We start from the raw sequence: 15,428 nt of genomic DNA on the forward strand, positions 1-15,428 counted from the left end.
GCCGCCCGGCGGTCAAGGGCGGTCCGGCGGGGCACTGGGGCACCTCCCAGTGGTAGCCGGAAGAGGCGGCTGGGGCCTGGCCGTTCAGGCGTCCACGGGCTGCCAGGCCGGGCCGTCCCCGTCGTGCCGGACGTGTCCGAACACCACATCGGCGAAGTGGACGCCGAAGCCGATCGTGCCGGGCTCCGCCAGCTCGGCGACGAGGCGGCGGCGGTGGTCGGCGGTCCGGGTGCCGTCGTGGTCGAAGGCCGATGACCAGTCGGGGTGGTCGATCTGGATCGGTGAGTGCACGGCGTCGCCGAAGGCGATCAGCCGCCGTCCGCCCCCGGTGATGACGTACTCGGCGTGCCCGACGGTGTGGCCGGGGGTGATCCGCACACGTACGCCGGGGAAGATCTCCTGCCCGTCCGTGATCGTACGTACGCGCGGGGCGAGGGCCGCGACCTGCTCGGTCATGCCCTGGGCCTCCAGGAGGTCGCGCCGCTCCCACTCCGGCTCGGAGATCAGGTAGTCGGCGTGGGCGAACACGGGCCGCACGCCGCCGGGAGCGGGATGGCAGGCCCAGCCGAGGTGGTCGGCGTGGAGGTGGGTGAAGGCCACCGCCTCGATGTCCTCGGGGCGCCGGCCGAGCCCGGCCAGGCTGCGCGGTAGCGCGCCGCCCTGGATCGCGCCGAGGGGGCCGTCCGGCTCCTCGTGCGCCTGCGGGCCGAAGCCCGCATCGATCAGCAGCGCGCGGCCGCCGTGCTCCACCAGCAGACCGCCGACGCTCCCCACGAGGTGGCCGCCGGCGTCCAGGTACTCCGGGTGTGCGGCCCACACGTCGTCGGTGGTGTCCTGGAGCAGTTGCAGCGGCCGGAGTCGCACATCGCCGTCCGGCACGTACGACACCTTCGTGTCGCCCAGCCGTATCGAGCGGATCCCCGCCGGCCGGCGCAGTCGTACGTTCTGATCCACCGTCACATCAGCCATGAATTCTTTCCCCTGAGTCGTCATCAGGTCGCCGCGGGCCACTTCCCGCGGCGACGAGGCCAACCATAAACATCAAACTTGAATCATTCAAGCTGGAAATATGTCGTCTTCACGGACTTGCTAGGGTGGTGGCATGACGACGCCCCCCGAGTCGCAGGTCCTCGCCGAGCGGCAGCTGTGCGGTCTGGTGAACGGACTGGCCCAGCGGATCGCCGAGCATGTACGGGAGCGCGCCGCCACCCTGGGCCTCACCGCGTCCCAGGCGACCGCGCTGCGGGAGATGAGCGGGCCGATGACCATGCGGGAGCTCGCCGAGCGCATGAGCTGCGAGCCTTCCAACACCACCTTCGTCGTCGACAAGCTCGAGAAGCAGAGCCTGATCGAGCGCCACCCGCACCCCACCGACCGCCGCGCCAAGCACCTCGTCCTCACCGCCGAGGGCACCGCACTGCGGACACGCCTCCTCGCACTCCTCGCCGTGGACTCCCCGCTGTCCGGCCTCACCCCGCAGGAGCAGCGTGTCCTGCACGGCCTGCTGGAGCAGGCCATCACCTCTCGGTGAGCCTGCGTCGGCGCGAAGTGCACGGCGAGGCCCCGGGACGGACGTCCCGGGGCCTCGTGCTGTCGCCTCTCACCCGCTGGCGGCAGGCGGGTGCGGTTATTTCACCGAGCCCGCCATCACGCCCTGGACGAAGTGCCGCTGGAAGGCGAAGAAGACGATCAGCGGGACGACCAGGGACAGGAAGGCCCCCGGCGCGAGGACGCCGATGTTGCTTCCGAACTGCCGCATCTGGGACTGCAGCGCGACCGTGAGCGGCTGGGACCCGCTGTCCGCGAAGAGCAGCGCCACGAGCATGTCGTTCCAGACCCAGAGGAACTGGAAGATGGCCAGGCTCGCGATGGCCGGGCGGCCGAGCGGCAGCACGAGACGGGAGAAGATCCGCCACTCGCTGCCTCCGTCCATCCGGGCGGCTTCCAGCATTTCCCGCGGTATCTCGGCGAAGTAGTTGCGCAGCAGGAAGATCGCGAACGGCAGCCCGTAGGCGACGTGGAAGAGGACGACGCCGGCGATCGAGCCGAACAGTCCCACCGCGCCGAAGAGTTTGGCCACGGGCAGCAGCCCGATCTGCACGGGGACGACCAGCAGCCCCACGACCACCAGGAAGATGCCGTCCCGGCCGGGGAAGTCCAGCCAGGCGAAGGCGTATCCGGCGAGTGCCGCGATGGCGACCACCAGGAACGTGGTGGGTACGGAAATCAGGACGGTGTTCCCGAAGGCCGCCGCGATGCCGGAGTCCTTCAGCAGGGCGCTGTAGTTGTCCAGGGACAGCTGGGACGGATCGGTGAGCGCGGTCCACCAGCCGTCGGAGGCGTTGTCCCGCTCGGAGCGCATCGAGGACAGGAACAGGCCCGCCAGCGGGGTGATCCATACGAGGGCGACCAGGATCAGCACGCCCTGGACGACGGAGTTGCTCAGCAGGCGCGACAGCCGGTTCCCGCGCCGCGGCCCGGGCACGGGCGGTGCGGGGACGGGCCGGACGGTCGCCGCCCGCCGGGTTGCCGCCCGCCGGGGCGGTCGGCGCTCGATGGTGCTGTGGCCGCTCATGCTCCGCTCCTTCGGAAACGCCGGATGTTGAAGATCATCGCCGGGACGACCAGCAGGAGGAGCACCACGCTGAGTGCGCTGCCGAGCCCCTGGTCGTTGCCGCCGCCGAAGGAGACCAGCCACATCCGGGTGGCCAGCACGTTCGCCTCTTCCAGGACCGGTCCGGGCGCGATGATGTAGACGAGGTCGAAGACCTTCATCACGTTGATCACCAAGGTCACGAAGACGACGGTGAGCACCGGTGCGAGCAGCGGCACGGTGATCTTGCGGAAGATCTGGCCCTCGGTGGCACCGTCCATCCGCGCGGCCTCCAGCGCATCGCGGGGGATGGCCGCGAGGCCGGCGCCGATCAGGACCATCGCGAAGCCGGTCCACACCCACAGGTAGGCGCCGATGATGGCCGGCGTGACCAGCGCCGGACCGAGCCAGTTCACCCCCTGGTAGGGGGCCGCGAAGTTGGCCGCGGGCAGTCTGACGGTGTACTCGCCGTCCGCCAGCCCGGTGAAGCGGAACGACCCGTCGTCGGCGCTGGTGGCGGTCGCGGCCACCCGGCCGTCGCGTACGGCCTCGACCGTCATGCCGGGCAGCCCCTTCTCGCCCGGGTCGACCTTGCCCGGCGTGCCGGCGCCGCCGGGGGCGAAGTCGAGGTAGACCACTCCCCCGATGCCGTCCGTGCCGGGCGCCGCGGCGGCCGCGGCTTTCGCGCCGGCTGGCATCGCGTCGGGTGCCACCCCGACGAAGCCGAGGCTGACCGAGCGGCCGGGACGTACGGCCTCCTCGGTGCTGTACGGGCCGCCCGCCCCGCCCGTGAGGCCCTGGTCCGCTCGGGCACGGGCGGTCGGATAGGCGGCGGCGTGGTCGAACGTGTCGTGGACGCCGACGACGGTCGCGTTGAGTACGCCCCGGCCCGGGTCCTGTTCGTAGGCGAGCCGGAAGATGATGCCCGCGGCGAGGAACGACACGGCCATCGGCAGGAAGAGCACCAGTTTGAACGCGGTCGCCCAGCGCACCTTCTCGGTGAGCACGGCGAGCATCAGCCCGAGTCCGGTCAGCAGGGTGGGAGCGACGACGACCCAGATGGTGCTGTTGCGGATCGCCTTGAGTGTGGCCGGGTCGTTGATGATCGCCGCGTAGTTGCCCGCTCCGACGAAGCGGTCGCCGCTCGCGTCGAAGAAGCTGCGGCCGAGGGAGAAGAGGACCGGGTAGACGACCAGCGCGCCGAGGAGAAGCAGGGCCGGCAGCACGAAGACGATCGCGAGGCGTCGCTTCCTTCGCTGGGCCAGGCGTCGCCCGTCGGCCGCGGCGCGGGCGGTCACGGTGTCAGCCATGGGAGCCGCCTCAGTTCCCGTAGGCCTTGGCGGCCTCGGCTTCGAGCTTCGCGGCCGTGCCCTGCGGGTCCGACGGGTCGCGCAGGAAGTCCTGGAGGAGCTTCCACTCGCCCGCGCCCTTGGTGCCGCCGAACGCGGCCGGGGCCTGGTCCGACATGTCGAAGCGGATCGAGTCGCCCGCCGCGATGAGCGACTCGGCGGTGCTGCGGGTGACGGAGTCGCCGTACGCGGCCATGTCGACCTGGATGTTCGGGGACAGGAAGCCGCCCGCGCCGGCCCAGACCTCGGCCGCCTCGTGGCCGGCCAGGAATTCGAGCAGCTTCATGCCCGCCTTGCTGTTCTTCCCCTGCTTGAGGACGACGGCCGCGTCACCTCCGCTGACGACCGGTGCCTTGCCGCCGTCGACCGAAGGGAACGGGAAGAACTTGGCGTCCTTGCCGGGCTGCTTGCCGAACTGGTCCTTGGCGACGCCGCCGACGAAGTCGCCCTCGTAGACCATGCCCGCCTTGGGCTCGGGGCCGAAGACCTGCTCGACCGACGAGGGGAAGTCGGTACCCAGCGCCGTCTGGGCGCCGCCGGCGACGAGCTGCTTGTCCTTGAACAGGTCCCCGAGGGTGGTCAGCGCCCTGACGACGCTCTCGTCGGTCCACTTGAGCTTGTGCTGGGCGAGCTGGTCGTACTTCTCCGGCCCGGCCTGGGAGAGGTAGATGTTCTCGAACCAGTCGGTGAGGGTCCAGCCGTCCTCGCCGGCTATGGCGAAGGCCGGGCGGCCGGAGTCGGCGAGCGTGCGGCCGGCCTTCAGCAGGTCGGTGTAGCTCTTGGGCTCGCTGACGCCGGCCTGGGTGAACGCCTCGGGGGCGTACCAGACGGTGGACTTGTGGGCGGCCTTGAAGTAGAGGCCGTAGTACGTGCCGTCGACGGTGCCGTAGTTCTTCCACACCGGGGCGAGGGTGGAGCCGGCCGTGTTGGCGGCCTGGTCGGACAGGGGCTGGAGCCAGCCCTCCTTGGCGAACTGCCGGAGCACACCCACCTGGGGAACCATCACCACGTCGGGCGCGTTGCCGCCCTCGATCTTGCTTCCGACGAAGGTGGAGACGTTGTCGCCGGAGGGGACGAAGACCGTCTTGGCGCCGGTCTTCTCGGTGAAGGCGTCCAGGACCTTCTTGAAGTTCTTCTGCTCGCTGCCGGTCCAGACGCCTGCCACGGTCACGGTCTGGCCGCTGAGTTCACCGCCGCTCGCGGGGCCGGTGGTGCCGCCGCAGGCGGTGGCGCCGAGGGCGAGGGCGAGGGCCGCCGCCCCGGTGGCAGCGGTCCGTCGGGTCGTCTTGCTGGGTCGTCGCATGATGAGGTCCTTTTCGAGGAAGGCCGGGGCCACGGGGTGGGTCATGGCTTCGCGTGGAGGGGTTTCGCGCGGGGAAGGGGAGGTCAGGGTCAGTGGGCCGGGTACTCGCCCGTCCACCAGGCGGCGGTCGCCGCGGGGAGCACACCGTCGGGACAGGGGCCGCTGGCGAGCAGCGGAGTGCCGGGGACCGGGGCGGGCACCGGCTCCGTGCCGAAGTTCACCGCGCAGACCAGGCCCTCGCCGCGGGCGATCGCCAGCACCTGCGCGGGCGCGTCCAGCCAGCGCAGCGTGCCGTCACCGAGCTGCGGCAGCGTGCGCCGCAGTTGGAGTCCGTCGCGGTAGAGGTGCCAGAAGGAGCGGGTGTCGGCCAGGGCGCGGTCGGTGGCGTGCTCGGCGAACCACTCGGGCTGCGGCAGCCACGGCTTGGCGCCGACCGCTTCCTGGCTGAAGCCGAACGGGGAGGCGTGCCCGGACCAGGGCAGTGGCACGCGGCAGCCGTCCCGGACGTGCTTCCGGCTGCCGGTGCGGTGGAAGATCGGGTCGGTGAGGACCTCGTCGGGCAGGTCGAGGACCTCGGGGAGGCCGAGCTCCTCGCCCTGGTAGACGTACGCGGCGCCGGGCAGGGCGAGCATCAGAAGGGCGGCGGCGCGGGCGCGGGCGGCTCCCAGTCCGCTGCCTTCCACCCCGGGCTCCCCCGCGTAGCGGGTGACCGTGCGGACCTGGTCGTGGTTGTTGAGGACCCAGGTGACGGTGGAGCCGGTGCCGGCGATGTCGCGTATCGCCTCGGTGATCGTCGCGCGGAAGGCGTCGGCGTCCCAGGGCGCGCTGAGCAGGTCGAAGAAGAACGCCTGGTGCAGTTCGTCGGGGCGGACGTACTCGGCGTGCTCGCGTGCGGTCGGCACGGACACCTCGCCGACCAGCAGCCGCTCGTGACCGTCCCGGGCGGTGTACTCCTCGCACACCGAGCGCCAGCGGCGCCACACGCCGTGGACCTCGGGCTGGTTCCAGGCCAGCTGGTTGACGGCGTCGCGGGCCCGCTCGTCGGCTTCCGGGTCGTCCGAGTCCGGCAGTTCGGGGTGCTTGAAGAGTCCGGCGGCGACGTCGATGCGGAAGCCGTCGACACCGCGGTCCAGCCAGAAGCGCAGCACGCGCTCGAAGTCGTCGCCGACGGCCGGGTCGCGCCAGTTCAGGTCGGGCTGCTCGGGCGTGAAGAGGTGCAGGTACCACTCTCCGGGGGTGCCGTCGGGCTCGGTGATCCGGCTCCAGGCGGGACCGCCGAACATGGCGCGCCAGTTGTTGGGGGGCTCCGCCCCGTCCGGGCCGCGGCCGGGCGCGAAGTGGAAGCGGGAGCGCGGTGCGCTGCCCGGGCCGGCGGCGAGCGCGTCGCGGAACCACGGGTGCTCGCTGGAGCAGTGGTTGGGGACGATGTCGAGCAGCAGCTTGAACCCGAGCCGGCGGGCGTCGGACACCAGCCGGTCGAACTCGGCGAGGTCGCCGTAGACGGGGTCGACGCCGCAGTAGTCGGCGACGTCGTAGCCGTGGTCGTGCTGCGGCGACGGGTAGAAGGGGCTGAGCCAGATGCCGTCGACACCGAGCTTCCGGAGGTAGGGAAGCCCGGCCCGTACGCCGGCCAGGTCGCCGACGCCGTCCCCGGTGCTGTCGAGGAAGCTGCGGACGTAGACCTGGTAGATCACCGCGTCGCGCCACCAGGGGGCAGCCGGGGTGGCGGTGCGGGAGGGGTGGCCGGTGTCGGCCGGAAGGGTGCTGAGCATCTCGCGTCGACCTGTTTCTGCTGAATGCGAGAGCGCCCTGGATCAGGTGCGCTGTTATGCATGCATGTTAAGTAGCAGGGACGGGAAGGTGTCAACGATGTGTCCAGAAACAGCCGAAACCTGGGATGATTTGCGCGAGATGTCCGCATGTACGACTGAGGGCCTCTACTTAACATGTAAGTAGAGGCCCTCAGGGGAGGCGAAGGAGAGTGCGATCAGCCCTTGCGGGAGATGGTCCCGAGTTCGCGCGCAAGCCGCGCCACTGCCTGGTCGGGGGTCTGGCGCTGCGCCATCAGGTCCTGCGCCACGGCCTGCACGGCGAGGGTCACCTGGTCGTAGCGCGGACTCTTGGGGCGCGGCACCGCCGACAGCACGCTCTGGCGGAGCGTGGGCAGGTACGGATACGCGCGGATCAGCTCGGGATCCTCGTACAGTGCGGCGCGCACCGGCGGCAGCGAGCCCTCGGTGAGCACCTGCCGCTGGACCCGTTCACTGGTGAGGTAGGAGATCAGATCGGCCGCCGACGCCGGATGCCGCGATGTGCTGCTGACGGCGAGATTGGAGCCACCCAGCACGCTGGTGCCGGGCCCATCCGGTCCGGGCAGCGGCACTGCGCCGAACTTGCCCGCGACCTTCGAACCTGCCGCGCTCGCGTCCGCGTACACATAGGGCCAGTTCCGCAGGAAGAGCAGCCGTCCGTCCTGGAACGCCCGCCGCGACTCCTCCTCCTTGTAGCCGAGCGCGTCGCGGGAGATCCAGCCGTCCCGCACACCGTCCGCGAGGAACCGCAGCCCGGCGCGCGCCGCGCCGGAGTCCACGGTCACCCGGGTACCGTCGCCCTGCAGGATCGAACCGCCCGCCGAGTGCACGGCCTCGGTGACGTTGACGGTGAGCCCTTCGTACGGCAGGAACTGGCCGGCATAGCCGTCGAGTCCGTACTTCGGGGCGATCGTGCGCGCCTGGCGCACCAGCTCGGCCCAGGTGCGCGGCGGTTTCTCGCCCTCCTGGTCCAGGACGTCCTTGCGGTAGTAGAGCAGGCCGGCGTTGGTGACGTACGGGACCGCGTACAGCCTGCCCTCGAAGGTCGCGGTGTCGACGACCGGCCGCAGGAAGGTGTCCAGCGGGAAGCGGTCGCGCTCCAGCGGGGAGATCCATCCGGCCGCCGCGAACTCGGACGTCCAGGCGACGTCGATGTTCAGTACGTCGAACCGGTCGCGGCCCGATCGCAGTTCGCTGATCATCTGGGCCCGGGTCTCGTCGGCCGAGTCGGGCAGTTCGACGAGCGTGACGTGCTCGCCGGGGTGGCCCTGGTTCCAGTCGTCGAGCAGCGGGGAGAGGTAGTCGGTCAGGTCGCCCGCGGTCACGAGAGTCAGGGGGCCGCGCCCCCCGGCGGCCACGCCCGTGTCGGCGCGCACGCCGAAACCCGCGTATCCCGCCAGCACCACCGCCGCGACCAGGAGAGCTCTACCCGCGGCACCCATCCACCGCATAGATTCCTCCCAGTGCACGATCCGGCTGCGCCGCCGACCATCGCGGCCTATATATACCCGTTAGGCATGGGCGATACTAGACGTCCAGGCAGACGAGACGGACGGCGGCGCCGCTCGGCCCGTTGCCGGTGAACTGTTGACTACGGAGCGGGAAGGAGGGGGGAGCGAGTGCGGCTGGCGCTCCTTGCACTCCTCACCCGTAGCCCCGCGCACGGTTACGAGCTGAAGCAGGACCTTGAGAAGCTCCTGGGCGCCGCGTACCCTCAGCCCAACGTCGGCCAGATCTACGTCACCCTCGGCCGGCTGGAGAAGAGCGGCCTGATCGAAGGCGAGGACGTCGAGCAGTCGGGCCGGCCCAACAAGCGTACGTACAAGCTGACGGACGCCGGGCGCGAGGCCGTGCTGGCCTGGTTCGAGGACACCGCGGAGGAGCCCCGGGTACGGGACGAGTTCTTCATGAAGCTCGCGCTCGCACCGCAGTCGGGTCTGGCCGACCCGGTGGCGTTGATCAACAAGCAGCGGCGGCAGTACCTCAACACCATGCGGGACCTGTCCAAGCTGGCCGCAGCGGAGGACCGCGACAACAAGATCTCCCAACTGCTGATCGAGGGCGCCATGCTGCATCTGCAGGCCGACCTCGACTGGCTGGAACGCTGTCAGGAGGAGCTGGAATGAGCGACGACGCCATCGCTCCTGCCGTGCCCATCGTGCGCGCCGAGGGCCTGACCAAGACGCACCACGGCGAGGGCGCGGCGGTACATGCCGTGCGCGGGGTGGACCTGTCCGTCCAGCCGGGCGAGTTCGTCGCGGTCACCGGGCCGTCCGGAGCCGGCAAGTCGACGCTGCTGCATCTGATCGGCGGCCTCCAGCGGCCCGACAGCGGGAAGCTGTGGCTCGGCGGAGAGCGGGTCGACGAGTACCGCGAGGCCCGCTGGGCGGTGCTGCGGCGCCGCAGCATCGGCGTCGTCTTCCAGTTCTTCAACCTGGTCTCCAATCTCACCGTCGCCGACAACGTCGAACTGCCCGCCCTGCTCGCCGGCGCCTCTCCGAAAGCCGCCCGTGAATCCCGCGCCGAACTGCTCGCCGAACTCGGTCTCGAAGGCCGCGAGCGGTCGATGCCCGGCGAGCTTTCCGGCGGCGAACAGCAGCGGGTCGCGCTCGCCCGTGCGCTGGTCAACCACCCCACGCTGCTGCTCGCCGACGAACCGGCCGGCAGCCTCGACAGCAAGGGCACCCGCGAGGTGCTGCGGCTGCTCTCCCGCTTCCACCAGCGCGGCCAGACGATCCTGATGGTCACCCATGACGCCCGGATGGCCAGCGCCGCCGACCGTGTCATCAGCTTCTTCGACGGGCGCATAGCCGACGACGCGCAGCTCGGCGCCGGGCGCCGCGAGCCGGCCGGCGGCGTCCGCGGCGTACTCGAACTGAAGGAGTGAGCGTGCGGGCCACGCTGCGCTGGGCGCACGCCGACTTCCGCGCACACCGCGGCGAAGCCCTCTTCGTCGTGCTGGCCAGCGCCGGGATCATCGCCTCGCTCCTGCTGGCAGGCGCGCTGTTCAGCTACGCCGCGAACCCGTGGCAGCGGATCTTCAACCAGTCCCAGGGCGCGCACATCTGGCTGCACACCCGCGCCGGGGCGGACATGGACGCCCTGTCCGGCGTGGACGGGATCGCCGCCCTCTCCGGGCCCTACCGCACGGCGGCGGCGACGGTCGAGTCGCGCGGCGCGCGGGCCGGGGTGACGCTCCGCGCTGCCGAGACGCTGCCTCCGGAAACCGGGCGGCCGCTCGTCACCGCCGGCAGCTGGCTCGCCCGGTCGGAGGACGGCGCCGGGGGCGCGGCCGGCACCGTCGTGCTGGAGACCTCGGTCGCGCGGACGCTCTGGGCGGAGCCGGGCGACACGGTACGGGTCACCGGACCGGACGGCGCCCCGCACACGCTGCGGGTGAGCGGGATCGCCGAGGTGGCCGAGCCCCGCTACCAGCCAGGCGGCGGCCCCGGCATCGGCTGGGTACTGTCCGGCACCCTCGACGCGATCGCCCATGGAGACACCGGTCAGAGCGTGGGGCTGCGCCTGAAGGATCCTGACGACACCGACTTCATGGTCCAGCGCGCCGTGACCGTCCTCGGTGCCGACCGGGTGGCCCAGGTCACCAAGTGGCAGCAGGCACGGGCCGAGGCAGGCGGCGACGACCGGCTCCTCGGGCAGATGTTCGCCGTCTTCGGGCTCGGCGCGCTGCTCACGGCGGCGCTCGCCGCGTCGGGAGCGATCGGCGCCCGGGTCCGCGGCCAGCTGAGGGACATCGCCATCCTCAAGGCCGTCGGCTTCACCCCCGGCCAGGTGGCGCGCGGCTTCCTCGTGCAGCATCTGGCCTTCGCGCTCCTCGGTGTGACCCTCGGCACGGCGGCGATCGCTCTGCTGGGCGCCCGGATACCGGGGCGGATCGGGGACGCGGCGGCGATGTGGCAGGACCTGCCCGGCCACACCGCGCTGATGATCGGCATCCCCTGCGGTGCGGTGCTGCTGATCGCGGCCGCCACCGGGCTCTCGGCCTGGCGGGCCGGACGCGTGCCACCGGTGCCGGTGGCACGGGCGGCACTGCCGTCGGCCGCGCCGATGACCGCGCTCGGCAGGCGGGCGCTCGGTATGCGGGTGCCCCCCGCCGTGGTCCTGGGGTGGCGTGCGGCGTTCCCGCGGCGCGGCCGGACGCTCGTACCGGTGGCCCGGCTCGCCCTGCCGATGGTGCTCATCACGGTCGCGCTCGTCTCGTGGTCGACCCTGGACCAGTTCCGCAGCCGGCCCGCGCAGATGGGTCTGCCCGCGGCGCTGACCGTACGGGCGGAGCAGCCCGCCGGGCCGTTGGACGCGGAGCTGGAGAAGACCCTCGCGACGATCCCGGACATCGCCGCGGTCCATCCGGGCGCGGAGATGGCGGCGCTCGTGCCCGGGCAGACAGGGACCATCACGCTCCGCGGGCTGGGCACGGCCCGGCACCCGTATCCGTCCGCGGTGGTGGAGGGGCGAGCGGTCGGCGGTCCGGACGAGGCAGTGGCCGGGCAGGGGCTGCTCGACCTCCTCGGGGTGCGGGTCGGCGACTGGGTGCGGATGACCGTCGAGGGGCGGCCGCAGATCCTGCACCTCGTCGGCCGCACCATCGAACCCGACTCCGGCGGCCGGGTGATCACCACGACCATCGACGCACTGCGGGAGCGTGATCCGCGACTGCGGCCCGAGTTCCATGCCCTGGTACTGCGCGAGGGGGCGGACCCCCGGGCGGTGAGCGGCACGCTCGCCGTGGCGGCAGGTGGAACGCTGGAGATCCGGGAGACGCCCAATCCGGCCGACCGGCTGGAACCGGCACGCGGAGTGATCGCCGCGCTGATCGCGGTGCTGGCACTGATCGGGCTGACCGAACTGCTGACGCTGATCGGCACGGGCGTACGCGACCGGGGCCGGGACCTGCTCGCGCTCAAGGCCATCGGGCTGACTCCCCGGCAGATCGGGGCGATGATCGTGACGGCCGCCGGTCTGACCGCGCTCGTATCCGCGGTGGTGGGGACGACGGTGGGTGCGCTGTCCGGCAGCTGGCTGGTGGACACCCAGGGCGCGTCGAGCGGTATCGGCGCGGGGATAGCCCAGCTGCCGCCGTTGCCGGTGCTGTTGACGGTGATCGTCGGGGCGGTGCTGGGTGCGGTGGCGGCCGCGGCGCTGCCTGCGGCACGGGCGGCACGGCGGCGGCTGGCGGACTCGCTGAGCGAGACGCTCTGACCCCCAGGGCCCGGCGAGCGCCGGGTCCTGGTCCTGGGCCCTGACGGCACTTCGCCCGCCCGTCCCGCCTTCACATCCGGTCGCCGGGCCGGTCGCCGTGTCGCAGTCACCAGGCGGTGGCAGGTGCCGGTCGCGAGGAAGCCGCGGATGTGCGAATGGCCACGTCCCACGCCACGAAGGCCACCCCCTTGTCCCACTATGTCCCGAATTCAAGAGGCGACAAATAGGACAAGGGGGATATGAATCGCATTTAACATGATTGGCTGTCATATGCCTCTTGATGGTGTGTCAGTTGCGAACGCCCGAGACATAATCGGGCCCGGTCGTCTCCGGAAGCGGTGGAGCCATCGGGACGCCGAATCACCCCCTCGGCAGAGTTCCGCACCGGACCGATCCTCAAGGCGTTGCAGATGTCCCTGGCCAGCCGCACCCGCCTCGCTGCCCTGCTCGCCGCGCTCACCGTCGGCGCCGCCGGGGTGACGACCTGGGCCTACGGATACGGGAACACACAGGAGCCGGGCGCCCTTGAGGCGGTCCTCCACCCGAGCGTGACCGAAGGCACAGCCCTCCAGGTCGTCGCGCACCCCGATGACGACCTCTTCTTCATGAACCCCGACCTGAGCCGCTCCATATCCACCGGCGTCAAGGTCACCACCGTCTACCTGACCTCCGGCGAGTCCGACGGCAGGAACGAGGCCCACAGCCCGCACCTGGAAGACCCCGCGGGCCCCGCCGACCACGCCGCCTACGCGGAGGCCCGGCAGAACGGCATACGGGCCGCCTACGCGGAGATGGCCACGGGCGAGCGCACCAGCGTCTGGCAGCGCAAGTCCGTACCCACCGCCGGCGGCGGGAGCGCCGAGGTGGACGTCCTCGTCGCCCGGCCCGAGGTCAACCTGGTGTGGATGCAGTTGCGCGAGGCGCGCAGCATCTCCGGCGACAATCCGGACAGCCTCCGCGGGCTGTGGGACGGCAGGGTGCCCGCGCTGGGCGCCCAGCTGACCTCCGGAACGCCGGTCAAGCCCTGGTTCTCGTACACCAAGGAACAGGCCGTGGAGGCCATCGCATCCGTCTTCGCGATGTACCGGCCGACCACGATACGGACGCAGGACCCGACGCCCGGCCGGACGCAGGGCGGCGGCGCCTTCCTCGACCACCAGGACCACATCTACGGCGCCCGCTTCGTGCAGGCCGCGGCCGAGCGCTACGCGAAGACCACGGACCGGCCGCACTTCTCGGTCCAGAACTACGTGAGCTACCCCAACAGCTCGCTGCCCCCGACGCTCGACCCGCAGGCGGCCGCGGAGAAGCTCGGCTACCTCAAGACCTACGCCTGGACGGACCACCAGGACTGGTGCGGCAGCCCCGCCGGCTGCGGCGACCGCAAGACCGCCACCCGGCCCACCGGTGCCGGATGGAACCAGGCCATCCGCTACAGCCGCGGCGACGGCACCTCCTGGATGACCGAGGGCGCCTCCGGCCGGCTGTGGGCCTTCGCCGTGCTGGACGGCCGGATGGCATACTGGTCGCGCAGCGGCCCCAAGGCCCCCTGGCAGGGGCCCCAGTTCCTCCCCGGTGACGGGATCGACGCGGGCGCGACGACGGTGCGGCTCCCCGACGGCAGGATCGCGGTCTTCGGCACCCGCACCACGCTGGGCACCACGCCCCAGGAGTACGGGCGCGACCTCGTGTACGCCGTCCAGGCCGCGCCCGACGGCGCCTTCGGCCCGTGGCGGTCGCTGGGCACCCCGGACAAGGTCGACATATCCGGCACCTCGGCCATCAGCGCGCCGTCCGTCGCCGTCGACGCCACGGGCCGGATGACCGTGTACGTACGCGACTCCCGGCGCACCCTGCACGCCCGCGCACAGGCGGCCCCCGACGGCGCCTTCGAGGCGTGGCAGACCCTGGGCGGCGCCGGTCTGCAGGGCGACCCGGTCACCGCCACCGACGGGGCGGGGCGGCGCCACGTATACGCGGCCACGGACCGGACCGTGCTGGCCTGGGTCCAGCCGGCCCCGGACGCCCCGCTCAGCGGCCCCTTCCCGACGGGGCTGCCTGCGACGACCGGTCCGCTCTCGGCGAGCCCGCACGGCGACGGCGTCCGCCTGTACTTCCGCCGCCCCGGCACGGGCACCGTCGGTACGAGCCTGGCCACCGCGGGCTCGCCCGCGCCGACGTTCTCCCCGGTCACCGAGGCGGGCGGCGAGGGCGGCTACGGCGCCGTCGGCGTCGCGGGCCACGTACTCGCGGGCCGCGCGGGCGTGGGCACGGTCGGCATCTCGGGATCGGACGACGCGCCGTCCTGGTACGAGTCCCAGATGCTCTACACGGGCGCACCGGCGGCCGTGGCCGAGCCGGACGGCACGGCCGTCGCCGCAGCGCTCGGCCTGGACGCCGGTCTGCACATCACGACCGCTCCCCCGGCAGGGTCCGCGCCGCCCGGCAGCCGCCCGCCCTCCTCCCCGTGGCACCTGGCGGTCCGGCCTCCGGCGATCGCGCAGGCCGCGCGCGCGGCCGCCGTGTGGCAGCCCTGACCGGTGTGGGCGACGATGGCCGCCGGACCACGTCGGAGCCCGGCCCAGCCCGCCTCCTGACCACCTGACCACCTGACCACCTGACCAGCGGCGATCGGGGCTCCCATGACCCCTTGCTCCACCGTTCTCGGGCGTGCGGGACCGGGAACGCTCCGCGCCGTGGCCTCCGTCGCCGTGCTGGTCGTCCTCGCCACCGGGTGCAGGAAGGACGCCGCGCCGTCGTGGGGGTATCCGGAGCTCGGGGCGACCCTGGCATCGCTGTCCCGGGCCCTGGAAGAAGGCTGTGCCGGGACGGCCCCCGAGAGCTGTGCCGACGAACTCGACCGGCTCGACGCCCTGGCGGAACGCGCCTTCGCCGAGGTCCTCGACCACCGGCTCCTCGACGACGCGTACGTCGGAGCCAGGCACGAGGTGGACCGGGCGAGGCGCCTGCGCCTCGCCGCCGCGGCACAGGCCCGATCACGCCGTGATCCGCACTACCTTCCCCTCGGGCGGGCGGTGGCGGCCGAAAGGCTCGCCTATCGGCACCTCCTGGCCGCGCTGGAGAGGGTCCGCACCGCGCCGCCGCCGGGTGACGGGACGGAGCCCGTCTGAATCCCTGCCCCGCGATGCGAG

The 15,428-nt window shown here is 72.1% G+C and carries 12 protein-coding genes; 6 read left to right on the forward strand and 6 right to left on the reverse strand.

From position 1 onward, the window contains the following. Positions 1 to 84: 84 nt before the first annotated feature. The gene (locus ACFYOB_RS00625; RefSeq protein WP_388552466.1) at positions 85 to 969 is read right to left on the reverse strand and encodes an MBL fold metallo-hydrolase; all 885 of its coding nucleotides are present in this window, start codon (positions 967 to 969) and stop codon (positions 85 to 87) included. A 133-nt stretch (positions 970 to 1,102) separates the two neighbouring features. On the opposite strand from ACFYOB_RS00625, the gene ACFYOB_RS00630 reads away from it, so the two are divergent. Then, a complete protein-coding gene (locus tag ACFYOB_RS00630; protein WP_388552469.1) occupies positions 1,103 to 1,531 on the forward strand; it encodes a MarR family winged helix-turn-helix transcriptional regulator in 429 nt (142 codons plus the stop codon). A 96-nt stretch (positions 1,532 to 1,627) separates the two neighbouring features. On the opposite strand, the gene ACFYOB_RS00635 is transcribed toward ACFYOB_RS00630, so the two are convergent. From ACFYOB_RS00635 to ACFYOB_RS00655, 5 genes are all read right to left on the reverse strand, one after another. Further along, positions 1,628 to 2,575 (reverse strand): carbohydrate ABC transporter permease, encoded by a 948-nt coding sequence (locus ACFYOB_RS00635; RefSeq protein ID WP_388552471.1) that lies wholly within the window; start codon positions 2,573 to 2,575, stop codon positions 1,628 to 1,630. Next, entirely contained in the window at positions 2,572 to 3,903 is a 1,332-nt protein-coding gene (locus tag ACFYOB_RS00640; RefSeq protein WP_388552474.1) for an ABC transporter permease subunit, read from the reverse strand. Before ACFYOB_RS00640 ends, ACFYOB_RS00635 begins: the two co-directional genes overlap by 4 nt. Before the next feature lie 10 nt (positions 3,904 to 3,913). Beyond that, a complete protein-coding gene (locus ACFYOB_RS00645; RefSeq protein WP_388552476.1) occupies positions 3,914 to 5,245 on the reverse strand; it encodes an ABC transporter substrate-binding protein in 1,332 nt (443 codons plus the stop codon). Positions 5,246 to 5,334: 89 nt separating this feature from the next. Then, positions 5,335 to 7,017 carry a glycoside hydrolase family 13 protein gene (locus ACFYOB_RS00650; RefSeq protein ID WP_388552479.1) on the reverse strand — a complete coding sequence of 561 codons (1,683 nt, stop codon included), beginning with the start codon at positions 7,015 to 7,017 and terminating at the stop codon, positions 5,335 to 5,337. A 215-nt stretch (positions 7,018 to 7,232) separates the two neighbouring features. Beyond that, entirely contained in the window at positions 7,233 to 8,507 is a 1,275-nt protein-coding gene (locus ACFYOB_RS00655; RefSeq protein ID WP_388552482.1) for an ABC transporter substrate-binding protein, read from the reverse strand. Between the two features lie 168 nt (positions 8,508 to 8,675). Here ACFYOB_RS00655 and ACFYOB_RS00660 point away from each other — a divergent pair, with 168 nt between their 5' ends. The 5 genes from ACFYOB_RS00660 (at position 8,676) to ACFYOB_RS00680 (ending at position 15,407) form a co-directional block, all read left to right on the forward strand. Then, the gene (locus ACFYOB_RS00660; protein ID WP_189743464.1) at positions 8,676 to 9,182 is read left to right on the forward strand and encodes a PadR family transcriptional regulator; all 507 of its coding nucleotides are present in this window, start codon (positions 8,676 to 8,678) and stop codon (positions 9,180 to 9,182) included. Continuing rightward, on the forward strand, positions 9,179 to 9,943 hold the full coding sequence (locus tag ACFYOB_RS00665) for an ABC transporter ATP-binding protein (protein WP_328929632.1): 765 nt from the start codon (positions 9,179 to 9,181) through the stop codon (positions 9,941 to 9,943). Before ACFYOB_RS00660 ends, ACFYOB_RS00665 begins: the two co-directional genes overlap by 4 nt. 2 nt (positions 9,944 to 9,945) lie before the next feature. After that, positions 9,946 to 12,276 carry an ABC transporter permease gene (locus ACFYOB_RS00670; protein WP_388552485.1) on the forward strand — a complete coding sequence of 777 codons (2,331 nt, stop codon included), beginning with the start codon at positions 9,946 to 9,948 and terminating at the stop codon, positions 12,274 to 12,276. A gap of 410 nt (positions 12,277 to 12,686) precedes the next feature. Next, positions 12,687 to 14,813 carry a PIG-L family deacetylase gene (locus ACFYOB_RS00675; protein ID WP_388552487.1) on the forward strand — a complete coding sequence of 709 codons (2,127 nt, stop codon included), beginning with the start codon at positions 12,687 to 12,689 and terminating at the stop codon, positions 14,811 to 14,813. 159 nt (positions 14,814 to 14,972) lie between these two features. Further along, positions 14,973 to 15,407, forward strand: coding sequence for a hypothetical protein (locus tag ACFYOB_RS00680; protein ID WP_388552490.1), 435 nt, complete (start codon positions 14,973 to 14,975; stop codon positions 15,405 to 15,407). Positions 15,408 to 15,428 lie beyond the last annotated feature (21 nt).

Source organism: Streptomyces sp. NPDC006463 (assembly GCF_042870715.1).
Classification (GTDB): Bacteria; Actinomycetota; Actinomycetes; order Streptomycetales; family Streptomycetaceae; genus Streptomyces.

Excerpts from the sequence above, each read along its gene's own strand:
- ACFYOB_RS00665 (WP_328929632.1), top strand. The coding sequence starts at position 9,179 with ATGAGCGACGACGCCATCGCTCCTGCCGTGCCCATCGTGCGCGCCGAG.
- ACFYOB_RS00630 (WP_388552469.1), top strand. The coding sequence starts at position 1,103 with ATGACGACGCCCCCCGAGTCGCAGGTCCTCGCCGAGCGGCAGCTGTGC.
- ACFYOB_RS00645 (WP_388552476.1), bottom strand. The coding sequence starts at position 5,245 with ATGCGACGACCCAGCAAGACGACCCGACGGACCGCTGCCACCGGGGCG.
- ACFYOB_RS00655 (WP_388552482.1), bottom strand. The coding sequence starts at position 8,507 with ATGCGGTGGATGGGTGCCGCGGGTAGAGCTCTCCTGGTCGCGGCGGTG.
- ACFYOB_RS00650 (WP_388552479.1), bottom strand. The coding sequence starts at position 7,017 with ATGCTCAGCACCCTTCCGGCCGACACCGGCCACCCCTCCCGCACCGCC.
- ACFYOB_RS00625 (WP_388552466.1), bottom strand. The coding sequence starts at position 969 with ATGGCTGATGTGACGGTGGATCAGAACGTACGACTGCGCCGGCCGGCG.
- ACFYOB_RS00640 (WP_388552474.1), bottom strand. The coding sequence starts at position 3,903 with ATGGCTGACACCGTGACCGCCCGCGCCGCGGCCGACGGGCGACGCCTG.
- ACFYOB_RS00635 (WP_388552471.1), bottom strand. The coding sequence starts at position 2,575 with ATGAGCGGCCACAGCACCATCGAGCGCCGACCGCCCCGGCGGGCGGCA.
- ACFYOB_RS00675 (WP_388552487.1), top strand. The coding sequence starts at position 12,687 with ATGTCCCTGGCCAGCCGCACCCGCCTCGCTGCCCTGCTCGCCGCGCTC.